We start from the raw sequence: 23017 nt of genomic DNA, 5'->3' as shown, positions 1-23017 counted from the left end.
GGACGCTTGCGCGCAAGCCCGGGGCGGTTAATCTGTGCGTGCCTCAAACCGCCGTCGGACAGGGAAGCGCGATGACACAGGAACGGATTGCCCTCTCCGCCGCGGCCACGGAGCGCGTGTTGCCGGCGCGCGAGCTGTCGGCGCGCACGGCGTTCGGCACGAATCGGCTCGACCGCCATTCCGAGCGGCGCGAGAGCGAGGCGCAGCTCGCGGCACTCCGGGCGAATGAGCAGGCACGGGCCTTCGTGATCGCCGGCGATACGCCGCTGCTGAAGACGGGCGGCTCGCCGGAACGCGCCCGCTTCACCTTGAAGGAGACGGAGGCCTTCGGTGCCGCGCAGGAGAGCGCCTTTCTCGGCGTCCTCGACGGCGTGCCGCTGTTCGCCCTGCTCTTTCCGGCGGAACTGGCGCAATCCCTCACCGGGCGCGGCGATGTCGAACCCGTGAATTTGCGCGCCCTCGCCGCCGAGGGACTGTTGCCCACGGACGAGCTCGGGCCGCTGGGCGAGGCCAAGGCGCTCATGGACTGGCACCGCCGGCACGGATTCTGCGCCAATTGCGGCGCGCCCACCATCGCTTTCACCGGCGGCTTCCGGCGCGATTGCCAGGCCTGCGGTGCGCAGCATTTTCCGCGCGTCGACCCGGTGGTGATCATGCTGGTGACGGGCGGCGAGCGCTGCCTGCTCGGCCGGCAGCCAAAGTTCGCGCCGGGCATGTACTCGGCGCTGGCGGGCTTCGTGGAGCCGGGCGAGACCATCGAGGACGCGGTGCGCCGCGAGGTCATGGAGGAGGCGGGCGTGCCGGTGGGTGCGGTGCGCTATCTCGCCTCCCAGCCCTGGCCGTTTCCCTCCTCGCTGATGATCGGCTGCGCCGCGCAGGCGCTGGCGCACGACATCGTCGTCGACCGGCTGGAACTGGAGGATGCGCGCTGGTTCACCCGCGAGGAAGCGCGGCTGATGCTGGCGGGCAGCCATCCGGACGGTTTGAGCGCCCCGCGCCCCATGGCCATCGCCCACCACCTGCTGCGCGCCTTCGTGGAGACGGACGGCGCCTTCATATAATAGGCCGTCCATATCGGGAAAGGCCGATCTCGCTTTCGGCGCATCGCTGTGTTAATGGTCCCGTTCGCCTTCATTGCCTAGAATTCAGGCGCCGGCCAGCACAGTAGACCTCCATGACCGACATCTTTCGTGAAATCGATGAAGACCTTCGCCGCGACCGCTATTCGAAGCTGTTGCGCCGCCTCGCGCCCGCCATCGTCGCGGTGATCGTGCTGATCGTCGCAGGTGTCGGCGGGTGGCAGGCGTGGCGCTGGTTCAACCGGCAGTCGGCGGAACAGGCGGGAGGACGGTTCGAGGAGGCGTTGCAGACGGCGCGCGAGGGCAGGATCGACGAAGCGGAGCAGGCGCTTGCAGCCGTCGCGGCGGACAGCCCGGCCGGCTACCGCCTTTTGGCCCGCTTCCGGCTCGCCGCGATCGAGGGCGGCAAGGACCCGGCGGCCGGCGCGGCCGCCTTCACCGCGATCGCCGACGACAGCAGTGTGGACACGATATGGCGCGACCTCGCGCGGCTGCGCGCGACGCTGCTGCGGATCGGCACGCTCTCGGCGGACGAGGTACAGGCCGCCCTGCAGCCGCTCGCCGCGCCCGGCCAGCCCTGGCGTTTCACCGCGCTGGAGGCGCTCGGCGTCGTCGCCCTCGACGCCGGCAGGTTCGAGGAGGCCGGCCGCTGGTTCGACCAGATCATCACCGACCCCGCCGCCCCTGCCGGCCTGCGCCGGCGCGTGCAGGAATTCTATCTGGCTCTGGTCGCCAGCGGCCCGTCCGACTGATTCTTTATTTTTGATTTTTGCAGTCTGCGTCTGGAGTCACCATGACCGCTTCGGTCGCCATCATCGGCCGTCCCAATGTCGGCAAGTCGACGCTCTTCAACCGCCTCGTGGGGCGCAAGCTCGCGCTTGTCGACGACCAGCCCGGCGTCACCCGCGACCGGCGCGAGGGCGAGGCCACGCTCGGGCATCTCGCATTCCGCGTCTTCGACACCGCGGGGCTTGAGGAAGCTGCCGGCGACAGCCTGACCGGGCGCATGCGCCAGCAGACGGAAACCGCCATCGCGGACAGCGACATCATCCTGTTCGTGATCGACGCGCGCGCCGGCATCACCCCGTCAGACCGGCAGTTCGCGGAACTCGCGCGCCGTTCCGGCAAGCCGGTCATCCTCGTCGCCAACAAGGCCGAGGGCAAGGTCGGGCTTGAGGGCGCCTATGAGGCGTTCTCGCTCGGCCTCGGCGAACCGGTGGCGCTGTCGGCCGAGCACGGCGAGGGCACCGCCGATCTGCTGGAAGCGCTGGCGCCGTTCTTCCCGGATCCGGACGACGAGGAGGAGGAAGAAGCCGGGCTCGACGAGCAGGGCAACCTGCAGCGGCCGCTGCGGATCGCCATCTGCGGCCGGCCGAACGCCGGCAAGTCCACGCTCATCAACCAGATGATCGGCGAAGAGCGCCTGCTGACCGGCCCCGAGGCTGGCATCACCCGCGATTCGATCTCGCTCGACTGGGAATGGCGCGGCCACGCCATCAAGCTCTACGATACCGCCGGCATGCGCAAGCGCGCGCGCATCGATGACAAACTCGAAAAATTGTCAGTCGCCGATGGATTGCGCGCCATCCGCTTCGCGGAGGTGGTGGTCGCGCTGCTCGACGCCACGATTCCGTTCGAGAAGCAGGACCTGACCATCGTCGATCTCATCGAGAAGGAAGGCCGCGCGGTTGTGATCGGCCTCAACAAGTGGGACCTCGTCTCCGACCGGCACGGGCTGCTGAAGGAGTTGCGGGAGGAGGCCTCGCGCCTGCTGTCGCAGGTCAAGGGAGTGTCGGTCATTCCCGTGTCGGGCCTCACCGGCCGGGGCATCGACCCGCTGATGGAAGCGGTCATGGAGGCCTACCGCATCTGGAACGAGCGCATTTCGACATCGCGCCTCAACCGGTGGCTGGCCGACATGGTGGAGGGCCACCCGCCGCCCGCCGTCTCGGGCCGGCGCATCAAGATCCGCTACATCACGCAGGTAAAGAGCCGCCCGCCGCATTTCGCCCTGTTCGGCAACCAGCTTTCCGAACTGCCGCGCTCCTACACCCGCTATCTCGTCAACGGCCTGCGCGAGACGTTCGACCTCAAGGGCACGCCGATCCGGCTGTCGCTCCGGTCGGGGGACAATCCATATGACCGGAAGAAATAACCGACAAGCACCATGGAGGAAACCGATCACGATCCCGCCAGTGCCCGTTGATGGTCTGCTTCTGGCGTCCTGGGCCGTCTGGCTTACCTCACGCAAGGGAGCGGACAACAAACACCTGCACTGATAGGCGTGGACGATATTTCATGGCCCTTACACGCCGGAGAGCTCAGAATGTCGAATTTCTGGCTCATTGCCCATTGCCTATGTCGTCAAGCCCTTCATCATCCTCGCGATGGGCTATGCCGTCATGAAGCTGGACGATGATCCGGGGCAACAGGGCCACCCGACTCACCCCCGCCGCAACACCGCTACGTAAAACCCGTCCGTATCCGTCCGGTGCGGCGTCAGCAGCAGTCCGCCGCCCGGCGTGGCGAAGACCGCCAGTTGCGGCAGCCCGGCCGCCTGCGCGACTTCGGAAGGCGGAACCGGCGCAAACTCCGCATGCCGTTCCAGAAAGCCCGCCACCGCCTCATCGTTCTCCTCCGGCAGCAACGAGCAGGTGACGTAGGCGATGCGCCCGCCCCGCTTTACCAGCGCGGCCGCGCGGTCGAGCACGGTTGCCTGATCGGCGATGCGCTCGTTGAGCGCGCCGGGCCGCAAGCGCCATTTGGCGTCCGGGTTGCGCCGCCAGGTGCCCGTGCCCGTGCACGGCGCATCGACCAGCACCAGATCGGCGCTGCCCGCGAGATCCGCCAGCGGATCGGCCACCTGCGGGTTGCGCACGGGATCGTACCGCCCGCGCGGCACCCGCACCTGCACGTTGCGCGCGCCCGAGCGCGCCAGGCGGTCGTGAATGGCGGCAAGGCGGCGCGCGTCGATGTCGGTGGCGAAGATCTGGCCGCGGTTGTCCATCTGCGCGGCGAGCGCCAGCGTCTTGCCGCCCGCGCCCGCGCACAGGTCCACGACCTGCTCGCCGGGCGCCGCGAGCGTGAGGCGCGCCGCCAGTTGCGAACCTTCGTCCTGAATCTCGTAGAGGCCCTGCAGGAACTCCGGCTCGACCTGCAAGGCCGGGCCGCGCCCGTCTTCGCCGGCGTGGAAACGCAGGCTGTCGGGCGCATGCGGCGTCGGCTCCGGCGCGAGGTGGGCAAGCGCGGAGGCAAGCTGCTCGCGGGTCGTCTTGAGCGTGTTGACGCGAATATCGACCGGCGCGCGATCGGCCAGCGCCTGTGCCTCGGCCACGAGATCGTCGCCGAGCGCGCGGGCAAGCGAATCCGTGAGCCATTCCGGAAAGTCTCCCGCGCTCGCCACCGGCATGTCGGGCACGGGCGCTTGGAGCCGCGCCCGCTCGTCGCCGGTCAGCGCCTCTGGTGCGAAGCGCTCGCCAGAGAAGAGGCGCGCGATCTCGGCCGCGTCAAGGCCCCGCCCCAGCCGCAGCATGCCGAGCACCACGGCGCGGGGGCCCTCCTCGCCGAGCAGAAACACGCTCGACGCGCGCCGGCGCAGGGCGTCGTAGACGAGGCTCGCCACCGCCGCCCGGTCCTTCGACCCGGCGAAGCGGTGCGTCTGGCCCCAGTCGCGCAGGGCATCGTTGACGGGACGGCGGCGCACATCGAGATCGGCGAGGATCTCGATGGCAGCGGCCACACGGGCGGAGGGCGTCATCGTGCGTCCGTCGCCCGATCAGCCGCGGCCGGGATAGTTGGGGTTCTCTCGGGTGATCGTCACGTCGTGAACGTGGCTCTCGCGCAGGCCGGCGTTGGTGATGCGCACGAACTCCGCCTTTTCCTGCAGCTCGGCGATGGTGCGGGCGCCGACATAGCCCATGGCCGCTCTCAGCCCGCCGGCGAGCTGGTGCAGCACCGCTGCGACCGAGCCCTTGTAGGCCACCTGCCCCTCGATGCCCTCGGGCACGAGCTTGAGCGTGTCCTTGATGTCCTGCTGGAAGTAGCGGTCGGCGGAACCGCGCGACATCGCGCCCACCGACCCCATGCCGCGATAGGACTTGTAGGAACGCCCCTGCCACAGGAACACCTCGCCGGGCGTCTCGTCCGTGCCGGCGAGCAGCGAGCCCACCATGGCGGTCGAGGCGCCCGCGGCCAGCGCCTTGGCGAGATCGCCCGAGACCTTGATGCCGCCGTCGGCGATGATCGGAATGCCCGCCGCCTGCGCCACCTCGGCCGCATCCATGATCGCCGTGAGCTGGGGCACGCCCACGCCGGCGACGATGCGGGTGGTGCAGATGGAGCCCGGGCCGATGCCGATCTTGACCGCGTCCGCCCCCACATCGATCAGCGCCTGCGTGCCGGCGGCGGTGGCGACGTTGCCGGCGATCACCTGCACGGCGTTCGACAGCTTCTTCACCCGGGTGACCGCATCGAGCACGCGCTGGGAATGGCCGTGGGCGGTGTCGACGACGAGCACGTCGCAGCCGGCGTCGATCAGCAGCTCGCAGCGCAGGAAGCCTTCCTCGCCCGTGGTGGTGGCGGCGGCGACCCGCAGCCGGCCCTGCTCGTCCTTGGCGGCGTGCGGATAGGCGACCTGCTTCTCGATGTCCTTGACGGTGATGAGGCCAATGCAGCGGTAGTGGCTGTCGACGACGATCAGCTTCTCGATGCGGAACTGGTGCAGCAACCGCTTGGCCTCCTCCTGCCCCACGCCCTCGCGCACCGTTATCAGCCGGTCCTTGGTCATGAGTTCGGAGACGCGCTGCTCGGGGCTCGTGGCGAAGCGCACGTCGCGGTTCGTCAGGATGCCGACGAGCTTGCCGTTGTTGCCGCCCGCCCCGCGCTCGACCACCGGAATGCCGGAGATGGAATGCGTCTTCATCAGCGCCAGCGCATCCGCGAGCGTCTCATCGGGATGGATCGTGACCGGGTTCACCACCATGCCGGACTCGTATTTCTTGACGAGGCGCACCTGATCGGCCTGCTGTTCGGGCGTGAAGTTGCGGTGGATGACGCCGAGCCCGCCGCTCTGCGCCATGGCGATGGCCATGCGCGCCTCCGTCACCGTGTCCATCGCCGAGGCGATCACCGGCATGTTGAGCGAGATGGAGCGCGTGAGTGGGGTCTTGAGTTCGACCTCGCCCGGCATGACCTCGGAATGACCGGGCTGCAGCAGCACGTCATCGAAGGTCAAAGCCTCGCGGATGGTTTTTTCGCGGAAATCCGGCATCGCCAACCCTTCCTGAGCAATGGCGCCACAGTGTGAATGCGAAAACCTGCCCGTCACCGGCGGAATGCCGGCCGAGCCTGCTCCGGACCTGCGGGAATCGACTGTCCGCCCCGATCACGCTGTAGCTGAGTTGGCGCTGGCGTTTACCACGTTTCGCCCACCGCCGTCGAGTCCAGATTTCGCTGCCTGCCCCGCGAGCAGCGCATGCGGGAGCCCGGTCATGTCCGCGCGCCTCCGGCAAACGATTTCCCGCAAACGATTTCTCGCGACGGACGATTTTCTGGGCAAAGCCCCTTTTCCTGAGCAAAGTCCTCGGGCTGCCGCCCGGCATTAATCATCCATTTACCTTGAACAGGAAAAGTCGAAGGCGTGAGGGCGCAAGAATGAACGCATGTCTGGCGCGATTCGACAATTGCCGCACCGGATTGATCCGCAAGGTCTTCCACCGGCGCGAACGGAACGGATGACGTCAGGTCATGACCACGCAAGCCAGGAAGGCGCAGCCATGACGGCCCAGACAGCGGGCACCCAGACGCCGCAAGCGCCCTGGAGCGTCAAGGGCATCGCGCCGCACACCCGCGAGGCGGTGAAGGAGGCGGCGCGTCGTTCCGGCATGACCATCGGCGAGTGGCTCAGTTCCGCCATCACCCGGCAGGCCGAAGCCGAACCGGCGCCCGCGCACGCGGCCGCCGCCGACGCGCGCTGGGCGGAAGTCGCGGCGCATCTCGCGCGGCTCGTGCGCCGCGATGCCGATGTCGCCCCCTCCCCGCCGCCGGGGCACGAGGTGTCCGTTCATGCGATCGAGCGGTGGCTGCGCGAGGCCGAAGCCCGCGCCGTCAGGCGCGAGCAGATCCGCGCCGCGCGTCTGGCGGAGGCGCTGACCGGCCTCGCGCGCTACATCGACAACGCCGAAAGGGCGCGCGCCGAGGAAGCGCGACGCGCGGCGCTCGAACACGCCGAGGCGGTGCAGGAACTGTCGCACACCCTGGCCCGGATCGCACGGCGGGTGAAGCGAATCGACGATCGTCTGGCGGATCTGCCGCGCGAGGCCGCCGTCGCCGCCCAGGCCGCCGCCGGACAGACCACCGCCGCGCAGGCGGAGCTGCTGGCGTCCCACCTGCTGCCGGCGATGGAGCAGCGTCTGGCGGCGAGCCTCGGAGAGATCATTGAAAGCCTGTCGCCCGCCGGCCACGATGAAGCACCGCCGCCACAGCCGGCCATGCCGGACGCCGAGCAGCTCGCCGTGGAGGACCGTCTGGCCCGCGCCATCGTCGATATCCGCGCCAGACAGATCGAACTCGCGCGGCTCGAGGCGGAAGACGACGGCGACGGACAGCAGGCGATCATCGAACGGCTGGAGGCGCTGTCGCGAAAACTCGACAGCGCCTTGCGGCCAAACGGGGACGATGCGCAGCTCGGCGCGCTCGATACGGTTCTGGAGCGGCTCGACAGCATCAGTTCGCGGCTGGACGACAACCGCCCGGCGCCGGCCCTGAGCCGCATCGAGGCCATGGTGCGCAACCTGTCCGAGAACGTCGAAGCCCTGCACCGCGACGGCGCGCGGGCGGACGCACCCACGGGCGAGGCCGCCCTCGACACCCTGGCGGCACAGATCAGCCAGCTCGCGCAGCGGCTGGAGGACCTTTCCCGGCACGATGCGGAAAACGGTCCCGATGCGGACCCGGAAAACCGCTCCCGCCTGCAGAATCTGGAGACCGCCATCGGCGTCCTGTCGCTGCAGTTGCGCGACCTGCCGCGCGCCGACGAGGCAACGCTGGAGCGGGTGGCCCGCGCCGCGGCGCGCGAGGCCCTCGGCGCGCTGTCGCTGGACGACACCCTGCCGAGAGCGCGCTCCGAGGACACGCTGGATGCCGTGCACAGCACGCTGGAGCGCATCGTCGACCGCCTCGCCCTGATCGAGGAGGACATCCGCGCCAGCGGCATCGGATTGCAGCAGCCGGCGGACGCGCCGCCAGGGGGTGGCCCCGCAGGCGATCCCTTGCCGCAAGGCTCGTTCTCCCTGCCCGAGATACGGGCGGCGCAGGCGCTCAGCCGGGTGTTCTCGTCCCCCGCCTCCGACGACGCCCCGGCGCCCATCGCGGACGAGCCCGAAAACCTGCTGGCGCGCGACAGCGGCGGGCTGACGGAGAACGTCGGCTTCACGGCGAGCTTCATCGCGGCCGCGCGCCGCGCCGCGATGGCGGCTGCGGACGAGACGCGCCACAAGCCCGCCGCCTCGCCCGCCGCCGAAACGTCGCCCGACGCGGCAAGCCGCCGGCGCTCGCTTCTCATCGGCCTCGGCGCGCTCATTGCCGCCACCGGCGCGGCGCAGGTGGCGGCGACGCTGATGCACGGAGCGGCCCGGCTGTCGTAGCCGCGGCGCACCCCGCAGGCCCCGGCTAACCGGCGCGGATCCGGGTCGCGAGGCCGGGTGAAAGCGGCCCGAACGGAGCCAGGGCGGCAATTTTTTCACGCATCGCGCATTTCCGGCCGCACAATTTGACTGCGATCAACCCACTGCCGTCGACAAGCCTGCTAATTGTTTAATATAGTTCTCGACACGGATCTGTCGGCATTGCACAAAGAAGATGCGTCGTCTGAAGTGGCATGATCTGCGCGGCGTTCGCGGACATTTCCGCGCAATCTCGGCGCATGCCCCGGATGTGCCGCCGGCGGACAGACGGCTGGCGGAAGCTGAACCATAATGAAACCGGGAGGCACGCCCTTGAATGCTGGACATTCGGCACGGATCGTAATCGCCGACGACCACCCGCTGTTCCGCGGTGCGCTGCGTCAGGCCTTGGAGGCGGTCATTCCGGGAGCCGAGATCGCGGAGAGCGGCAATTTCGAATCGCTGCTCCATGTTCTGACCCAGACGGGGACCGTGGATCTCGCCCTGCTCGATCTCACCATGCCCGACGTTCAGGGCTTTTCCGGGCTGATCTACCTGCGGGCGCAATATCCCGACGTGCCGGTCGCGATCGTCTCGGCCAACGACGACACCACCGTGATCCGCCGCTCCATCGAATTCGGCGCGTCGGGTTTCATCCCCAAGTCGCTCGACGTGCCCACCATGGGCGCGGCGCTGGAGGCGATTCTCGCCGGCAATACCTGGATTCCGCCGGATATCGATCTCGAGCAGCCGACCGACCGGGAAACGAACGAGCTCGTGCGCCGCGTCGCAAGCCTCACGCCGCAGCAGGTGCGGGTGCTGATGATGCTGTCGCAGGGGCTCCTGAACAAGCAGATCGCCTATGAGCTCACGGTGTCCGAGGCCACCGTCAAGGCGCATGTGTCGGCGATCCTGCAGAAGCTCGGCGTCGAAAGCCGCACCCAGGCCGTCATCGCCGCCGCCCGCATCGCGACCGCCGCAGGACCGGCGAGCGCGGCCTGACGCCTTACAGGAACCCGTCCAGGAACGCCTCGGCACGGGAGAGCGCCTTCTCGGCCAGCCCGCCGCCGAAGGCGATGAATACATGCGCGCCGCCGGGCCAGACCGCGAGGTCCGCCTGGTTGCCGGCCGCGATCCAGCGCGCGTGCAGGAACAGCGTATCGTCGACGAGCGGATCACGCGTGCCCACGCTGAGGTGGGCCGGCGGCAGGCCGCGCAGGTCCGCGGCGAGCGGCGAAATGTCCGCCGGCGACGGGTCGGCTTCCCCGACGAAGCTCTCGACGAATTTCTCGATGTCGCGGGTGTTGAGCACCAGCTTTTCCTCGCCCCACTGGCGGACGCTCGGCGTCAGGCGCAGATCGTAGCACCCCGCGTGCAGCAGGGCGGCGTGGAAGGGGTCGAGGCCGTGCTTGTCGCGCAGGCGCAGCAGCGTGACGAGCGACAGGTGCGCGCCCGCCGATTCGCCGCCGATGAACAGCTTGTCCACATTGAACGAACGCGCGCCCTCGCGCACGAGCCACAGCGCCGCCGCCTCGCAATCGTCGGGGCCGGCGGGATAGGGGTCTTCCGGCGCCAGCCTGTACTCGACCGAGATCACCACGAGCCCGAGGCGGTCGGCGAGGCGCTCCAGCCGCGGGTCCTGCCCGTCGGCGGTGCCGAAGGTCCAGCCGCCGCCGTGGAGGTGCAGGAACGCGCCGCGCGGCGCGACCGGCGCGCCCTCCCCGTCCACGGGCTCGAAGACGCGCAGCGGCACCTTGCCCCCCGGCCCGTCGATGTCGAGCGTGCGGGCGCGCGGGCTGAGAACGGGAGCGGGAAAGGCCCCGAGACCGGCGGCGCGCGCGGCGCGCACCTCTGCCGGCGGCAGGCTCCACTGATCCGCAACCGCATTGATGCGCTCGACGATCGCGGTATTGATGGCGAGGGTGTCGGCGTCGATCAGCGCCTGATCGAACAGCGAGGCATCAAGAACGGAAGGATCGTAAGCTGCGGTCACTGCACTGTCTCCCATCGATGGGCCCGCCGATGCGTCGCACGCGCCTTCTTGCGGGCACCGTGGCTGCATATGATGATTCGACCGCAAGCGTATCATAGCCCGGACAGGAGATTGATGACGGACGTTGCGGTCGCAACGAATGCAGGGCGCGAGCGTTGCAACGCAACGCGTTCGGTGTAATGCATCGCCCTATCGTCATCCCGGCGGATACGTCCGGTCAGCGAGGCAGCAAGCGAGCGAGGCAAGCGAGGTAAGCGGAATGTCCAACGGCTCTCTCAACCGGTTTCTCGGCGGCTCGCCGGGCGGCGTCCTGATCCGGCTGCTGTTCCTGTCGATCATCGTCGGCGCGATCATGTCGTGGTGGGGCGTGACGCCGTTCGATCTCTACGAGGGGCTCACCAAGCTGGTGCGCGACCTGATCAACGAGGGCTTCGCCAGCCTGCGCAATCTCGGCACGTGGGTCGTGTACGGGGCCGTGGTCGTGGTACCGGTCTGGCTGCTGCTGCGCCTGCTGCGCGGCGGCTCGTGACCGGGCAGCGGTCGCCGCTGCTGTCGGCTCAGTAGAAGCCGACGGGGAAATGCCGCAGGTAGATCTCGGCATAGGTGCCGTTTTCCCACAGCTTTCTCAGGGCGTAGTCCAGCGCGTCGCGCAGCGCCCGGTCGTCGTCGCGCACGATGAAACCGACCCCCTCGCCGAAGAAGCGGCTTTCCAGATAGGGGCCGCCGACGAAGCCGCAGCAGCCGGCCGCAGCCGCGCCGTTCAGCCACATGGCGAGCGAGACGCCGTCCGCGAACAGGAAGTCGACGCTTCCCGCCTTCAGGCCGTCCTCCCCCGCCGCCAGATCGGTGACGGGCTCCCGTTCCGCCTGCGGAAAGAAGGTGGCGAGGAAAGCCTCGTGCGCCGTTCCCCGCACCACCGCGATGCGCTGGCCCGCGAGCGCCGCGGCCGTGGGCAGTGGCATCGCCTCCGCGATCTCGCGTCGCGCAACGAAACGCGCCGGCGTGCGGTGATAGGGAGCGGTGACGCTGAAGCGCGCATGCAGCGATGGGCGTATCGGGATGGCCGCGGCCACGACGTCGCCGCGCCGGTCGGCCAGCGATTCGAGCAGGGTGTCGAAGCGGCGCGCCTGCACCGTGCAGTTCAGCTCCAGGAACGCGCAGGCCGCGCGGGCGAGCTCGACGGAAAAGCCTGTCGGCTGCCCGTCGGCGCCGGCGAAGTGCAGCGGCGGGAATTCGTCGTCGGTGAGGAAGCGCACCACCCGTGCGCCGATGAGGTCGGGCTTCTGCGTGCGCAGTTCCGTGCCCCAGAAACCGGGAACGGAAACGGAGCCGCGCGCCGCCGCGGGCGGCTGTGCGGCGGCACCGCCCGGCGCACCGTCAGCGGCCTGGTCGACAGCGTGCCCTGTGCCAACCATGGCCAACAGCAGAACCGAAACATGACAAATATGGCGCATTGCTGTAAGCGGATGATCCATCTCAGTTTTGATCCTATCTCGTTCCATTCCCAGGGAACAGTCGTTTATGTCCTGGCCGGCCCCACAATACGCGGCATGCTCCCCGCATTCCCTTAACACCGCCGCGGCTCCGCACGGCATCCGTCGCTCTCCCCAAGATCGCCGGGCAGGTGCGCCCTGATGCATCCGGGTCATATGGATGAAGGCGGCACCGTCGTGCCCGAACTCGCCTTCCTGTGCCGCCATGGCGTGGAGCCCGCCGCGCTCGCCCTCGCCCTGCAATGGGCGAGGCACTGGCAGGTGCCCGTCGTCGACGCGATCCTGGCGCTGCAACTGATCCCGGAAGACGCGTTCTATCGCGCGCTGGCGCAGGAACTGGACATTCCCTACCTGCCCGACGACGCACGCGTCGCGGAGGCAGCGTGCTATCCCGCCGCCCTCACCGCCCGGACGCTGCCTCTCGCGCCCAACGGCCACGGCCTCAGGATCGCGATCGCGCCGGACGGTCCCGCCATCGAGATGCTGCTGCGGCACCGGCATCTCTTCGCCCGCGCCGGTGTCGCGCTGGTATCCCCCGGCCGGCTCGCGGCACTGGCGCGGCGCCGTTTCCGGCGCGAGATCGCGGAAGACGCCACCATGGGCCTTGCGGCGCACAAGCCCGGCTTCTCCTATCGCGACGGCCCGACAGGGCGGCAGATCAAGGCGCTCGGCGCCGTGCTGGCCGTCTGCGCCGGCGGGGCGGTGCTCGCGCCGCTGGCGCTGCTGCAGTTCTTCATGCTCGCGGCGGGCGCCGTTTTCCTCACCATGTCACTCCTGCGGCTCGTCTGCCTGGTGGAGCAGCGAAAGCCCGAGCCGGCCTTTCCCGTCCGGGCCGTCAGCGACGCCGAGTTGCCGGTCTACACCGTGATCGTGCCGCTTTTCCAGGAGGCGCGCGTGGTGCCGCAGCTCCTGCACGCCCTGGTCACACTCGACTATCCGCCGGCCAAGCTCGACATCAAGCTCGTGCTGGAGGCAGACGACCGGCTCACCCGCGACGCCATCGAGGCGTGGAGGCCGCCCGGCCATATCCGCATCCTGACGGTGCCGGAGGGCATGCCGCGCACCAAGCCGAGGGCGCTCAACGCGGCGCTTGCCACCGCGCGGGGCAGCCACGTGGTGATCTACGACGCGGAGGACATACCCGACCCGCAGCAGCTACGGAAGGCGGCCGGGCTGTTCGTCGCCTTTCCCGACGTCGCGTGCCTGCAGGCGCGCATCGTCATCGACAATCCCGCCGACGGCTTCATCGCCTCCATGTTCACCATCGAGTACGCGGCGCTGTTCGACACCATCAATCCGGGGCTTGCCGCCGCCGGCCTGCCGTTGCTGCTCGGCGGCACGTCCAACCATCTGCGCACGCAGGTGCTGCGCGAGATCGGCGGCTGGGACGCATGGAACGTCACCGAGGATGCCGATCTCGGCATACGCCTCGCGCGGATGGGCTACAGCGTGATGGACCTGCCGTCGATCACCCGCGAGGAGGCACCCTTCCGCTGGCGGGCGTGGCTGGACCAGCGGGCGCGGTGGATGAAGGGCTGGATGCAGGTATGCATCACCCATTCCCGGCACCCGCTCGAAACCTGGCGGGATCTGGGGACGATCGGGTTCGCCGCCGCTGCGACGCTGACGCTCGGCACCGTGCTCGGGGCGCTGTGCATGCCGCTGTTCGTCTCGATTTCCGTGTGGATGCTGGCCACGACCTACGGCACGGCGACGACGTGGCTCCATGCGATCGGGCTGGGCTTTTCGCTGACGGTGCTGCTGTGCGGCGCGCTGGCGTTCCTGCTGCCGGTCGTGGTCGGGCTGGCGCGCCGCCGGCGGCTGTGGCTGCTCTGGCTGCTGCCGCTGTCGCCGCTCTATTTCCTGCTGCTCACGATCGCCGCGTGGTTCGGCCTGTGCGACCTGATCGTCAACCCGTCACACTGGCGCAAGACCCGCCACGGGCTTTCGCGCCGGCGCTGGCATGTCCCCTTCAGATAACCTGCCGTTCACAGATAGCCGCTGAGTTCGCGCGCCGCTTCCTCCGGCGGACGCTGGAGATTGAAGGCGTTGACGAATCGGCCCTGCTTGTCGAGCAGATAGACGATGGCGGTGTGGTCCATCGTGTAGTCGTCCGGCGCGTCGCCGGTCGGGATTTTCCGCGCGTAGACCTTGTAGGCCCGGGCGATGGCGTCCGTCTGCTCCTGGGTGCCGTGGAGGCCGAGGATGCGGTCGTCGAAGCTGGCGAGATAGTCCTTCAGCATGTCCGGCGTGTCGCGCTCCGGATCGACCGAGACGAACAGCACCCGCACCTTGTCCGCGTCGCTGCCTGCGGCACGCAGCACCTCGGACACCTCGAACAGCGTCGTCGGGCACACGTCCGGGCAATGGGTGAAGCCGAAGAACAGCAGCGTCGGCGAGCCCGCCAGATCCTTCTCCGTAAAGGTCTTGCCGTTGTGGTCGGTGAGCGTGAACGGCCCGCCGATGGCCGATGGCGCAGGAGCATTCGAGACGCCGCTCAGCTGCAGCAGGATCGCGCCGCCCAGCACGAGCAATCCGGCCAGAAACACCGCAAGGGGCAGGATCCTGCGTCCGCCTGCTGCCGCCATGGCCTGTTCTCCTCTTCCTTGTTCCGTCCCCCGACAGCCCAATATCGACACGCTACGCCGCGCGCAAGCGCCCAAGGCGCGCGCAAAGTGTCGCGCAAAGGCTGCGCTTCGGCCGCGGGGGTGCGGCATATCGCGGCGGTTACGCCAGCCAGTCGGCGGGAGCGGTGCTGAAGGGCCCCGCGACCGACGCCACCTCGTCGAGCCACAGGCTGTCGCCGACGAGGCGGGCGAGACGCGCCCGGCCCGTGCTGTAGGAGCCGCCGTCGAGATTGATGCGGTCGCGTTCCACCTGGTCGGCCGCCGCCGTCACGACATCGAGATGGCCCTGCAGATGGCCGTGCACGACGAAAGTGCCGTGGTGCCCGCGCCGCCGCTCCTGCCGCGGCCAGAACCGCGCGAACGTGTAGCGGATCCAGGCCCAGTGCAGATCGAAGTCGAGACGGCCGATATCGACCTCCACCGGCGCCAGCAGAAACGCGGCCAGCGGGATGCGCGGATTGATCCCGCCATGCACGAGCAGGACGTCGCCGGAGCGATAGTGCGGGCGCAGGCCCGCGAGCCAGCCGAGACGCTCCGCGCCCAGCGCCCCGCGCACCTGCGACGGCGCCCGGACGCCGAGTTCGGCCAGAACGCCCGGCCCGCCGTGCTCCATCCACAGCGCACGGGCGCTGACGCCGCGCGGATCGTCGTCCGGCAGCATGGCGAGATGCAGGATCTGCTCGTGATTGCCCCACAGGCCGACGATCTCGTCCGCCCCGATGCGCGGCCCTGCCTCGCGGGCGAGGTCGAGCGCCCGCAGGGACTGCGGCCCGCGGTCGATCAGATCGCCAAGGAACACGACGACGCGGCGCTTGCCCGCGATGCGTGGCACGCGCGCGATCCGCTCCAGCGCCGCGTCGAGCAGGTCGGCCAAGCCGTGGATGTCGCCGACAGCGAACACCTCGCTGTGGGGCGCGACGGAGAACCCGAGTTTTTCCCTGAAAAGCAGCACCTTACGCCATCGACCTCTGGAGCGCTTCCCGATCGGACGGGATCATCCGATTGGCAGGAATTCGCTCGAACCATCAAGAACGGAAGCACCGGCAGCCGTCCCATCCGCATCATAGGCCCAAACGATGAGGGGAGAAGTCTGTTGTCGTTGGGGCTGGCAAGCCCTGCGTTCATAAAGGCTCGCGCGCCCGCGCGGGCGACCTCAGGACGCGAAGCGGTTGTTGCGCGGGAAACCCTTGGGCGGCAGGCGGCCGGCGTCGGCGCGGTTGCCGAGCCAGGCGCGGATCTCGGCCTCCGGCACGGTCCAGGTGCGGCCGGAGGTGTCCGTCCACGTGAGGCCCTCTGTGAGCGCGAACACGCGCGCGTCCGAAATGCCGCCGTCGCCATAGCGTTGCAGGCGCACGCCGCGCCCGCGCGCCATCTCCGGCAACTGGACGAGCGGGAACACGAGCAGCTTGCGGTTCTCGCCGATCACCGCGACATGATCGCCCCTGACCGGCACGGCGAGCCGCGCCTTGCCGGCCGCGTCGAGGTTGACCACCTGCTTGCCCTTGCGGGTGTTGGCGACGATGTCGTCCGCGCTGGCCACGAACCCGCGCCCGTCACTCGCCGCAAAAAGCAGCTTTTCGCCGGGCAGGTAGGGGAAGGCCGAGACGATGCCGGCCCCCTCGTCGAGATCGATCATCAGCCGCAGGGGATCGCCGAAGCCGCGCCCGCCCGGCAGCTTCGACGCCTCGACGGTGAAGACGCGCCCGTTGTCCGCCAGCACGAGGATCTTCGCCGTGGTCTCGGTGGGAAACGACAGGAACAGCTTGTCGTCGCCCTTGAACTGCAGCGACGTGAGATCGCCGCCGTGCCCCTTCAGCGCGCGGATCCAGCCCTTGGCGGACAGCACCACGGTGATCGGCTCGCGCTCGACCATGGCCTCGGCGAGATCGACGGCGGCCGCCTCCGGCGCCTCGGCAAAGGTGGTGCGCCGGCGTCCAAGTACGGTGTCGGGGCCAAAGAGCTTGCGCACCTCACGCACTTCCGCCGCCACCGCCTTCCACTGCCTGTCGTCGGAGGCGAGCAACGCCTCGAGCCCGGCGCGCTCCTCGGTGAGCTTGTCGTGCTCGCGGCGCAGCTCCATTTCCTCCAGCTTGCGCAGCGAGCGCAGCCGCGTGTTGAGGATCGCTTCCGCCTGTATGTCGGTGAGCGAGAAGGCGGCGATCAGCGCCGGCTTCGCCTCGTCCTCCTCGCGGATGATGCGGATCACCCGATCGAGGTCGAGATAGATGATCAGCAAGCCGTCGAGAATTTCGAGGCGGCGGACGATCTCGCCGAGGCGGAAACGCGAGCGCCGCTGCAACACCTCGCGCCGGTGGTCGAGCCATTCGCGCAGCACCGCCGCCAGGCCGAGCACCCGCGGCACCTGGCCGGCGGTGAGCACGTTCATGTTGAGGGGCAGGCGCGATTCGAGCTCGGTCAGCCGGAACAGCGATTCCATCATCAGCACAGGATCGACGTTGCGGGCGCGCGGCTCGATGACGATGCGCACGTCCTCGGCCGATTCGTCGCGCACGTCGCCGACGAGCGGCAGCTTCTTGGCGAGCAGCAGGTCGGCCATCTTCTCGATGAGCCGGCCCTTGGTGACGCCGTAGGGCACTTCCGTGACCACCACCGACCACACGCCGCGCGCCGCTTCCTCGCGCGCCCAGCGGGCGCGCACGCGAAAGCCGCCGCGTCCGGTGCGGTAGGCCTCGGCGATCACCTCGCGGCTGTCGACGATGATGCCGCCGGTCGGCAGGTCCGGCCCCTGCACGAAGGTCAGCAGGCTGTCCGTGTCGGCGTCGGGGTGGGCGATGAGATAGAGCGCCGCGTCGCACAGTTCGGCGGCATTGTGCGGCGGGATGGATGTGGCCATGCCGACGGCGATGCCCTGCGAGCCGTTGGCGAGCAGGTTGGGGAACGCGGCGGGCAGCACCACCGGCTCGCGATTGCTCTCGTCGTAGGTGTCGCGGAAATCGACCGCGTCCTCGTCGATGCCCTGCAGCAGAAGCTGCGCCACCGTGGTGAGCCGGGACTCGGTGTAGCGCATGGCGGCGGCGTTGTCGCCGTCGATGTTGCCGAAGTTGCCCTGGCCCTCGATCAGCGGATAGCGCAGCGCGAAATCCTGCGCGAGGCGCACCAGTGCGTCGTAGATCGACTGGTCGCCGTGGGGATGGAACTGGCCCATCACGTCGCCGACGACGCGGGCGGATTTCTTGAACGCCGCGCCCGGATCGAGACGCAGCAGCCGCATGCCGTAGAGGATGCGCCGGTGCACGGGCTTCAGGCCGTCGCGCGCATCGGGAAGGGCGCGATGCATGATGGTGGACAGCGCATAGGCAAGGTAGCGCTCCTCCAGCGCCTCGCGCAGGCTCACCTCCTCAATGCCGCCGTCAGGACCGCCCGCCGGCGGCAGGTCCGCTTTCTTGCCCATCCGCTATCCTGTCGAATCGCCGCTCACGCACAGACTGGAACGGATAACGAACAATCGGCGGGATTGCAAGGAAGCCCGCACAGCGCCGGCGCCGCATCCACCGAAGACCGGGCGGCCGGCATTCATCAATGAATCGTGCCACCGCGACCAACAACCGCCTGCCGTATCCGGATCTCCTGCAATCGTGATAAATATATCAGCGAGCAATACCCGCACTCGATGAATGGATGTGGTAGCATGTCAATATTGATTGAAGCAGTAAAATATGTCTCGATAGTTATCGTTAGCCTGCTACCCATAATGAATCCGCCAGCGACAATTCCTCTTTATATGTCCCTCACGAGGGGCATGTCGGAGGACAGGAAACTCCGTCAGGCCAGAAAAGCCTGTCTGTATGCGTTTCTGATCTTGACCTCGTTTCTATTACTGGGGAACGAAATCATTGCAATCTTTGGGATTTCCATGCCAGGAATTCGCATAGCCGGCGGCATCATCATCATGATTCTGGCATTGCGAATGATTTTCTCCGGTGAAGATACAGCCTCGAATGTCGACGCGGATCCCGAAGACATCAAACGGGCGAACCTTGACTATTCGTTTTCTCCCTTGGCCATGCCAAGCCTTTCAGGGCCCGGCTCCATCGCCGTCGTCATGGGGTTCGGGTCGCATATTCCCGGAGACAGACCGATTATCGGTCATGCGGTGGTGATTGCCGGTATCGCCATCACGATAGGTATTGCCTATATCGTGCTCTCGTCCTCCAGATTTATTGCCAGGGTCATCGGTGAACATGGCATACAGGCGGTCACGAAGATCATGGGGTTTCTGCTCACCTGTGTCTCCGTCCAGTTCCTTGCTTCGGGAATACGGGATTTCTACGTCGAGTTCGCGAAGTTGTAAGGATGCATTGAAGCTCATTCAGGGACCTCCCGATTGCACATCGCGGGTTGTCCTGCCGCCGCGGTTCGCGGTGTGCTACAGAATATCGTCCGTCAATGAGGCGAGCAGGCGGGTCCGGGAATCCGGCAGCGTCTTCTCGCGCGGATGGAACAGGTCGCGCGCCAGGAAATGGCCGGTCAGCGCGAAGGCGGCGCGCAGGGCGGCGGCGTCCGGATGGCCGGCGCCCGCCATGAAGCCCTGCCCGCTGCCGCTGTCGCGCAGGAAGGCGGGCAGCCCCAGCAGGCGCTCGCGGTAGGGCTCGCCGGCGCTGCGCGACACCGTCCTGCCCGAGCGCGGCGAGACATAGACGAGGTCCTGCGTCGCGCCGGTGAGCGCGCATTGCGACAGGTCGAGACCGAAGCCGAGCTCCGCCAGCAGCGCCAGTTCGAACCGCACCAGCAGCACCGGCGCGATATGGCTGTCGTCCAGATGGTCGAGCACCACGAGGGCGGCGTCGTAGAGGGGCGGGTGCGGATCGTGCTCCGGCAGGAGCCGCAGCAGCTCGGTCAGGAGCCCCAGGCCGTTGAGCGCGACGGGCGAGGCCAGATAGCGCCCGGCGCGCGATGCCACGGGCTCGACCCGGAAATGGCCGAGCTGCCCCTCGATCCGCCCGCGCCACACGGCCGCGACCGAATTGCCCGGCTGGAGCACCGGCTGCATGCGCAGGCTGCGCCCGCCGCGCACGAGCCCGGCATGGCGGCCGCGCGCGCGCGTCAGCAGGTCGAGGATGACAGCCGTCTCCCCGTACCGGCGCGCACCCAGCACAATGCCTTCGTCCTGCCACTGCATGGCAGCTCCATAGCACGGCCGCGGGCGTCCTATTTCTCTTTTTTATTATGTAAATTTTTACAATTCCGATATTTCTTGCGCATTATTTTGTCGGCAGGGGCGGAATCATGTGATATGCGGATGAGATGGTGCGGCATGATGCCGGGGTTTTGACGATTGCGGCCGTCCAGGGCACCGGCTAAACCTGCCGGCGGGCGGTTGCGGCGAGCGCGCGCGGCCCGGCGGCAATCAGGACGAACAGGATCGGACTTTCATGAATGCTTCCTCCCAATCCGAGGCGACGGTGACCGCGGAGCCGGTGTCGACCCTGCCCGCCGGCGTCTACGGCGAAACCGTACTGAGCGTGACGCACTACACCGACAGGCTGTTCCGCTTCACGACGACGCGCCCGGCCGGTTTCCGCTTCCGCTCGGGCGAGTTCGTCATGATCGGGCTCGTCGTGGACGGCAAGCCGATCTACCGCGCCTATTCGATCGCGAGCCCCGCCTGGGCGGAGGAGCTGGAGTTCTTCTCGATCAAGGTGCCCGACGGGCCGCTGACCTCGCATCTGCAAAAAATCCAGCCCGGCGACACGATCCTGATGCGCAAGAAGCCGACCGGCACGCTGGTGCTCGACGCGCTGACGCCCGGCAAGCGCCTCTACATGTTCTCCACGGGCACGGGCATCGCGCCCTTCGCCAGCCTCATTCGCGATCCGGAAACCTATGAGAAGTTCGAGGAAGTCATCCTCACCCACACCTGCCGCGAGGTCGCGGAGCTGCAATACGGCTTCGACCTCGTCGAGGAGATCCGGGACGACGAGGTCCTCGGCGAGATCGTCGGCGACAAGCTGCGCCATTACGCCACCGTGACGCGGGAGGAGTTTCCGTTCCAGGGCCGCATCACCCACCTCGTCGAAACCGGCAAGCTCTTCGCCGACCTCGGCGTGCCGCCGCTCGATCCCGCCGTCGACCGGGGCATGATCTGCGGCTCGGCGGCCATGCTGAAGGACACGAAGGCGCTGCTCGAACAGGCGGGCCTGACGGAAGGCGCCAACAACAAGCCGGCCGAATTCGTGATTGAACGCGCCTTCGTGGGCTGATACGCCCGTTGCGGGGGACGCGAGGTTTCATCTTGTCTGATAGCGTGAGCGGACGCGGGGCCGGCGACGGCCGGCGCGTCCATGTCGTCGGCGGCGGCCCCGCCGGCCTGATCGCGGCCGAGGTTCTGGCCGGACGGGGATTCTCCGTCACCGTCTTCGAGCGCATGCCCTCGCCGGCGCGAAAGTTCCTGATGGCGGGACGCGGCGGTCTCAACCTCACCCATACCGAACCATTGCCGGCTTTCCTGCGCCGCTATGCGGAGGCGCAGGCGTGGCTGGCGCCCGCCATCCGCGCCTTTTCGCCCAAGCGGCTGCGGGCGTGGAGCGAGGGGCTCGGCGAACCGACCTTCGTGGGGTCGAGCCGGCGCGTGTTCCCGCGCTCCTACAAGGCGACGCCGCTGCTGCGCGCCTGGCTCAGGCGGCTGGAGGACCTCGGCGTCGCCTTTGCCTTCCGCCATCGCTGGCTCGGCTTCGCGCCGGAGGACCGGGGATCGGGCCTGCGCTTCGCGACGCCCGAGGGCGAGCGTGTCCTCGCCGCCGACGCCGCGCTGCTGGCGCTCGGTGGCGGCTCGTGGCCGCGTCTCGGGTCGGACGGCGGCTGGGTCGAGGCGCTGCGCGGCGAGGGCATCGCGGTCGCCGACCTGCGGCCGTCCAACTGCGGCTTCACGGCGGCGTGGTCGGATGTGTTCCGCACCCGTGCGGCGGGCGAACCGCTGAAGCGCATCGCCATCCACGGCGAGGGGCTGACCGTCAACGGCGAGGCGCTGATCACCGAGACGGGCATCGAGGGCGGCGCGATCTACGCGCTGTCGGCGGCGCTGCGCGACGCCATCGCGCGCGATGGCGAAGTCACCATCCGCATCGACCTGCAGACGGACATGAGCACGGCGGAACTCGCCTGGCGGCTGGAGCGGGCGCGGCCGGGCCAGTCCGTCTCGACGACGCTGCGCAAGATCGCGGGCCTGTCGCCCGCAGCGGCGCTGCTGGTGCGCGAGGCCGGCCCCCTGCCCTCAGCCCCGGAGACGCTGGCCGCCCTCGTCAAGGCCGTGCCCGTGCGCCTCACCGGCACGCAGCCGCTGGCGCGCGCCATCTCCTCGGCGGGCGGCATCGTCCGTGACGAGATCGATGACGATTACATGCTGGTGAAGCGCCCCGGCGTGTTCGCGGCCGGCGAGATGCTCGACTGGGAGGCGCCCACCGGCGGCTATCTGCTGCAGGCGACCTTCGCCACCGGCGTTGCGGCGGCGGAAGGCATCACGCGCTATCTTGCGCGACCGGATCGGCCTTGATGGTGACGATGTCGCCGTCGATGGCAAAGCTCACCTGAAGCCCCGCCGCCCGCGCAACGAGCCCGGTGTAGAACGCCTGGATGCCGTGGGCGTCCACCTCGCCGGTGGCCGAGCGTCCGGCGACGAGTTCCTGCGCGTTGACGGGGATGCGCGCCTGCGGCCCCTGCGCGGCGACGGTGAAGCGGGTATCGCCCACCGCGGCGCCGAAGTCGATGTCGACGGTGATCCGCCCGCCACGCGGGATGGCGTTGGTGGCGACCAGAATGAGGTTCAGCAGCAGCTTGACCTTGTTCTTGGGCAACAGGCGGCGCTCGGCGTTCCACTGCAACGACAGCTTGTCGTCGTGGATGAAGCCCTTGGCCACCTGCTCGGCGTCGCCCAGATCGATCTCCGCGCCGGCCGATCCGGCCGCGCCGAAGGCAAGGCGGGCGAATTGCAGCCGGGCGGACGCCTGACGGGCGCTCTTCTTGATGAGATCGAGGGCGAACTCCTTCATGGAGGCGTCGTCCTCGTCCTCCAGCACCTCAAGACCGTTGACGATGGCACCGACGGGGCTGATGACATCGTGGCAGACCCGGCTGCACAGCAAGGCGGCGAGATCGAGCGCATCGAGGGAGACAGCAGTCATGGAAGCTCCGCGACAGATTGAGTGGG

The 23017-nt window shown here is 68.6% G+C and carries 19 protein-coding genes; 10 read left to right on the top strand and 9 right to left on the bottom strand.

Features of this window, described 5'->3' with window-relative positions; all coding sequences use genetic code 11:
- The first annotated feature begins 71 nt into the window (after window positions 1-71).
- The 3 genes from nudC (at window position 72) to der (ending at window position 3234) form a co-directional block, all read left to right on the top strand.
- Window positions 72-1061 carry an NAD(+) diphosphatase gene (nudC, locus tag ACUSIJ_RS10185; protein ID WP_449308269.1) on the top strand — a complete coding sequence of 330 codons (990 nt, stop codon included), beginning with the start codon at window positions 72-74 and terminating at the stop codon, window positions 1059-1061.
- Window positions 1062-1174: 113 nt separating this feature from the next.
- Window positions 1175-1831 (top strand): tetratricopeptide repeat protein, encoded by a 657-nt coding sequence (locus ACUSIJ_RS10180; RefSeq protein ID WP_449308268.1) that lies wholly within the window; start codon window positions 1175-1177, stop codon window positions 1829-1831.
- Window positions 1832-1872: 41 nt separating this feature from the next.
- Window positions 1873-3234: a ribosome biogenesis GTPase Der gene (gene der / locus ACUSIJ_RS10175; protein ID WP_449308267.1), complete on the top strand. Its 1362-nt coding sequence runs from the start codon at window positions 1873-1875 to the stop codon at window positions 3232-3234.
- 288 nt (window positions 3235-3522) lie between these two features.
- On the opposite strand, the gene ACUSIJ_RS10170 is transcribed toward der, so the two are convergent.
- Both ACUSIJ_RS10170 and guaB read right to left on the bottom strand, forming a co-directional pair.
- Window positions 3523-4836 carry an RsmB/NOP family class I SAM-dependent RNA methyltransferase gene (locus ACUSIJ_RS10170; RefSeq protein ID WP_449308266.1) on the bottom strand — a complete coding sequence of 438 codons (1314 nt, stop codon included), beginning with the start codon at window positions 4834-4836 and terminating at the stop codon, window positions 3523-3525.
- Between the two features lie 18 nt (window positions 4837-4854).
- Window positions 4855-6348, bottom strand: a complete 1494-nt coding sequence (guaB, locus tag ACUSIJ_RS10165) for an IMP dehydrogenase (protein WP_449308265.1) — start codon at window positions 6346-6348, stop codon at window positions 4855-4857.
- A gap of 505 nt (window positions 6349-6853) precedes the next feature.
- On the opposite strand from guaB, the gene ACUSIJ_RS10160 reads away from it, so the two are divergent.
- Together ACUSIJ_RS10160 and ACUSIJ_RS10155 are read left to right on the top strand one after the other, a co-directional pair.
- Window positions 6854-8722, top strand: coding sequence for a hypothetical protein (locus tag ACUSIJ_RS10160; RefSeq protein ID WP_449308264.1), 1869 nt, complete (start codon window positions 6854-6856; stop codon window positions 8720-8722).
- A 351-nt stretch (window positions 8723-9073) separates the two neighbouring features.
- On the top strand, window positions 9074-9742 hold the full coding sequence (locus tag ACUSIJ_RS10155; RefSeq protein ID WP_449308263.1) for a response regulator: 669 nt from the start codon (window positions 9074-9076) through the stop codon (window positions 9740-9742).
- 4 nt (window positions 9743-9746) lie between these two features.
- On the opposite strand, the gene ACUSIJ_RS10150 is transcribed toward ACUSIJ_RS10155, so the two are convergent.
- Window positions 9747-10733 carry an alpha/beta hydrolase gene (locus ACUSIJ_RS10150; protein ID WP_449308262.1) on the bottom strand — a complete coding sequence of 329 codons (987 nt, stop codon included), beginning with the start codon at window positions 10731-10733 and terminating at the stop codon, window positions 9747-9749.
- A gap of 259 nt (window positions 10734-10992) precedes the next feature.
- On the opposite strand from ACUSIJ_RS10150, the gene ACUSIJ_RS10145 reads away from it, so the two are divergent.
- Window positions 10993-11262, top strand: a complete 270-nt coding sequence (locus ACUSIJ_RS10145) for a DUF6460 domain-containing protein (protein WP_449308261.1) — start codon at window positions 10993-10995, stop codon at window positions 11260-11262.
- A gap of 28 nt (window positions 11263-11290) precedes the next feature.
- On the opposite strand, the gene ACUSIJ_RS10140 is transcribed toward ACUSIJ_RS10145, so the two are convergent.
- Window positions 11291-12148 carry a transporter substrate-binding domain-containing protein gene (locus ACUSIJ_RS10140; protein ID WP_449308260.1) on the bottom strand — a complete coding sequence of 286 codons (858 nt, stop codon included), beginning with the start codon at window positions 12146-12148 and terminating at the stop codon, window positions 11291-11293.
- A gap of 219 nt (window positions 12149-12367) precedes the next feature.
- Between ACUSIJ_RS10140 and ACUSIJ_RS10135 the strand changes: the two genes are divergently transcribed.
- Window positions 12368-14206 (top strand): glycosyltransferase, encoded by a 1839-nt coding sequence (locus ACUSIJ_RS10135; RefSeq protein ID WP_449308259.1) that lies wholly within the window; start codon window positions 12368-12370, stop codon window positions 14204-14206.
- Between the two features lie 8 nt (window positions 14207-14214).
- Here the strand turns inward: ACUSIJ_RS10135 and ACUSIJ_RS10130 are convergent, their stop codons facing one another.
- The 3 genes from ACUSIJ_RS10130 to parC all read right to left on the bottom strand — a co-directional run bounded on the left by ACUSIJ_RS10130 (window position 14215) and on the right by parC (window position 18265).
- Entirely contained in the window at window positions 14215-14814 is a 600-nt protein-coding gene (locus ACUSIJ_RS10130; RefSeq protein WP_449308258.1) for an SCO family protein, read from the bottom strand.
- Between the two features lie 139 nt (window positions 14815-14953).
- Window positions 14954-15805, bottom strand: a complete 852-nt coding sequence (locus ACUSIJ_RS10125; RefSeq protein ID WP_449308257.1) for a metallophosphoesterase — start codon at window positions 15803-15805, stop codon at window positions 14954-14956.
- 201 nt (window positions 15806-16006) lie between these two features.
- On the bottom strand, window positions 16007-18265 hold the full coding sequence (parC, locus tag ACUSIJ_RS10120) for a DNA topoisomerase IV subunit A (RefSeq protein WP_449308256.1): 2259 nt from the start codon (window positions 18263-18265) through the stop codon (window positions 16007-16009).
- Between the two features lie 219 nt (window positions 18266-18484).
- Between parC and ACUSIJ_RS10115 the strand changes: the two genes are divergently transcribed.
- A complete protein-coding gene (locus ACUSIJ_RS10115) occupies window positions 18485-19165 on the top strand; it encodes a MarC family NAAT transporter (protein ID WP_449308287.1) in 681 nt (226 codons plus the stop codon).
- Between the two features lie 75 nt (window positions 19166-19240).
- Here the strand turns inward: ACUSIJ_RS10115 and recO are convergent, their stop codons facing one another.
- Window positions 19241-19993: a DNA repair protein RecO gene (gene recO / locus ACUSIJ_RS10110; RefSeq protein ID WP_449308255.1), complete on the bottom strand. Its 753-nt coding sequence runs from the start codon at window positions 19991-19993 to the stop codon at window positions 19241-19243.
- Between the two features lie 253 nt (window positions 19994-20246).
- Here recO and ACUSIJ_RS10105 point away from each other — a divergent pair, with 253 nt between their 5' ends.
- Together ACUSIJ_RS10105 and ACUSIJ_RS10100 are read left to right on the top strand one after the other, a co-directional pair.
- Window positions 20247-21074 carry a ferredoxin--NADP reductase gene (locus ACUSIJ_RS10105; protein WP_449308254.1) on the top strand — a complete coding sequence of 276 codons (828 nt, stop codon included), beginning with the start codon at window positions 20247-20249 and terminating at the stop codon, window positions 21072-21074.
- 32 nt (window positions 21075-21106) lie between these two features.
- Window positions 21107-22363: a TIGR03862 family flavoprotein gene (locus ACUSIJ_RS10100; protein WP_449308253.1), complete on the top strand. Its 1257-nt coding sequence runs from the start codon at window positions 21107-21109 to the stop codon at window positions 22361-22363.
- Here the strand turns inward: ACUSIJ_RS10100 and chpT are convergent.
- Window positions 22329-22991, bottom strand: a complete 663-nt coding sequence (gene chpT, locus ACUSIJ_RS10095; RefSeq protein ID WP_449308252.1) for a histidine phosphotransferase ChpT — start codon at window positions 22989-22991, stop codon at window positions 22329-22331. The genes ACUSIJ_RS10100 and chpT overlap by 35 nt on opposite strands.
- Window positions 22992-23017: the final 26 nt, after the last annotated feature.

This window comes from Pseudochelatococcus sp. B33 (genome assembly GCF_053570585.1).
Note: the sequence above shows the minus strand (reverse complement) of the source record. Positions and strands in the feature narration are given on the sequence as shown.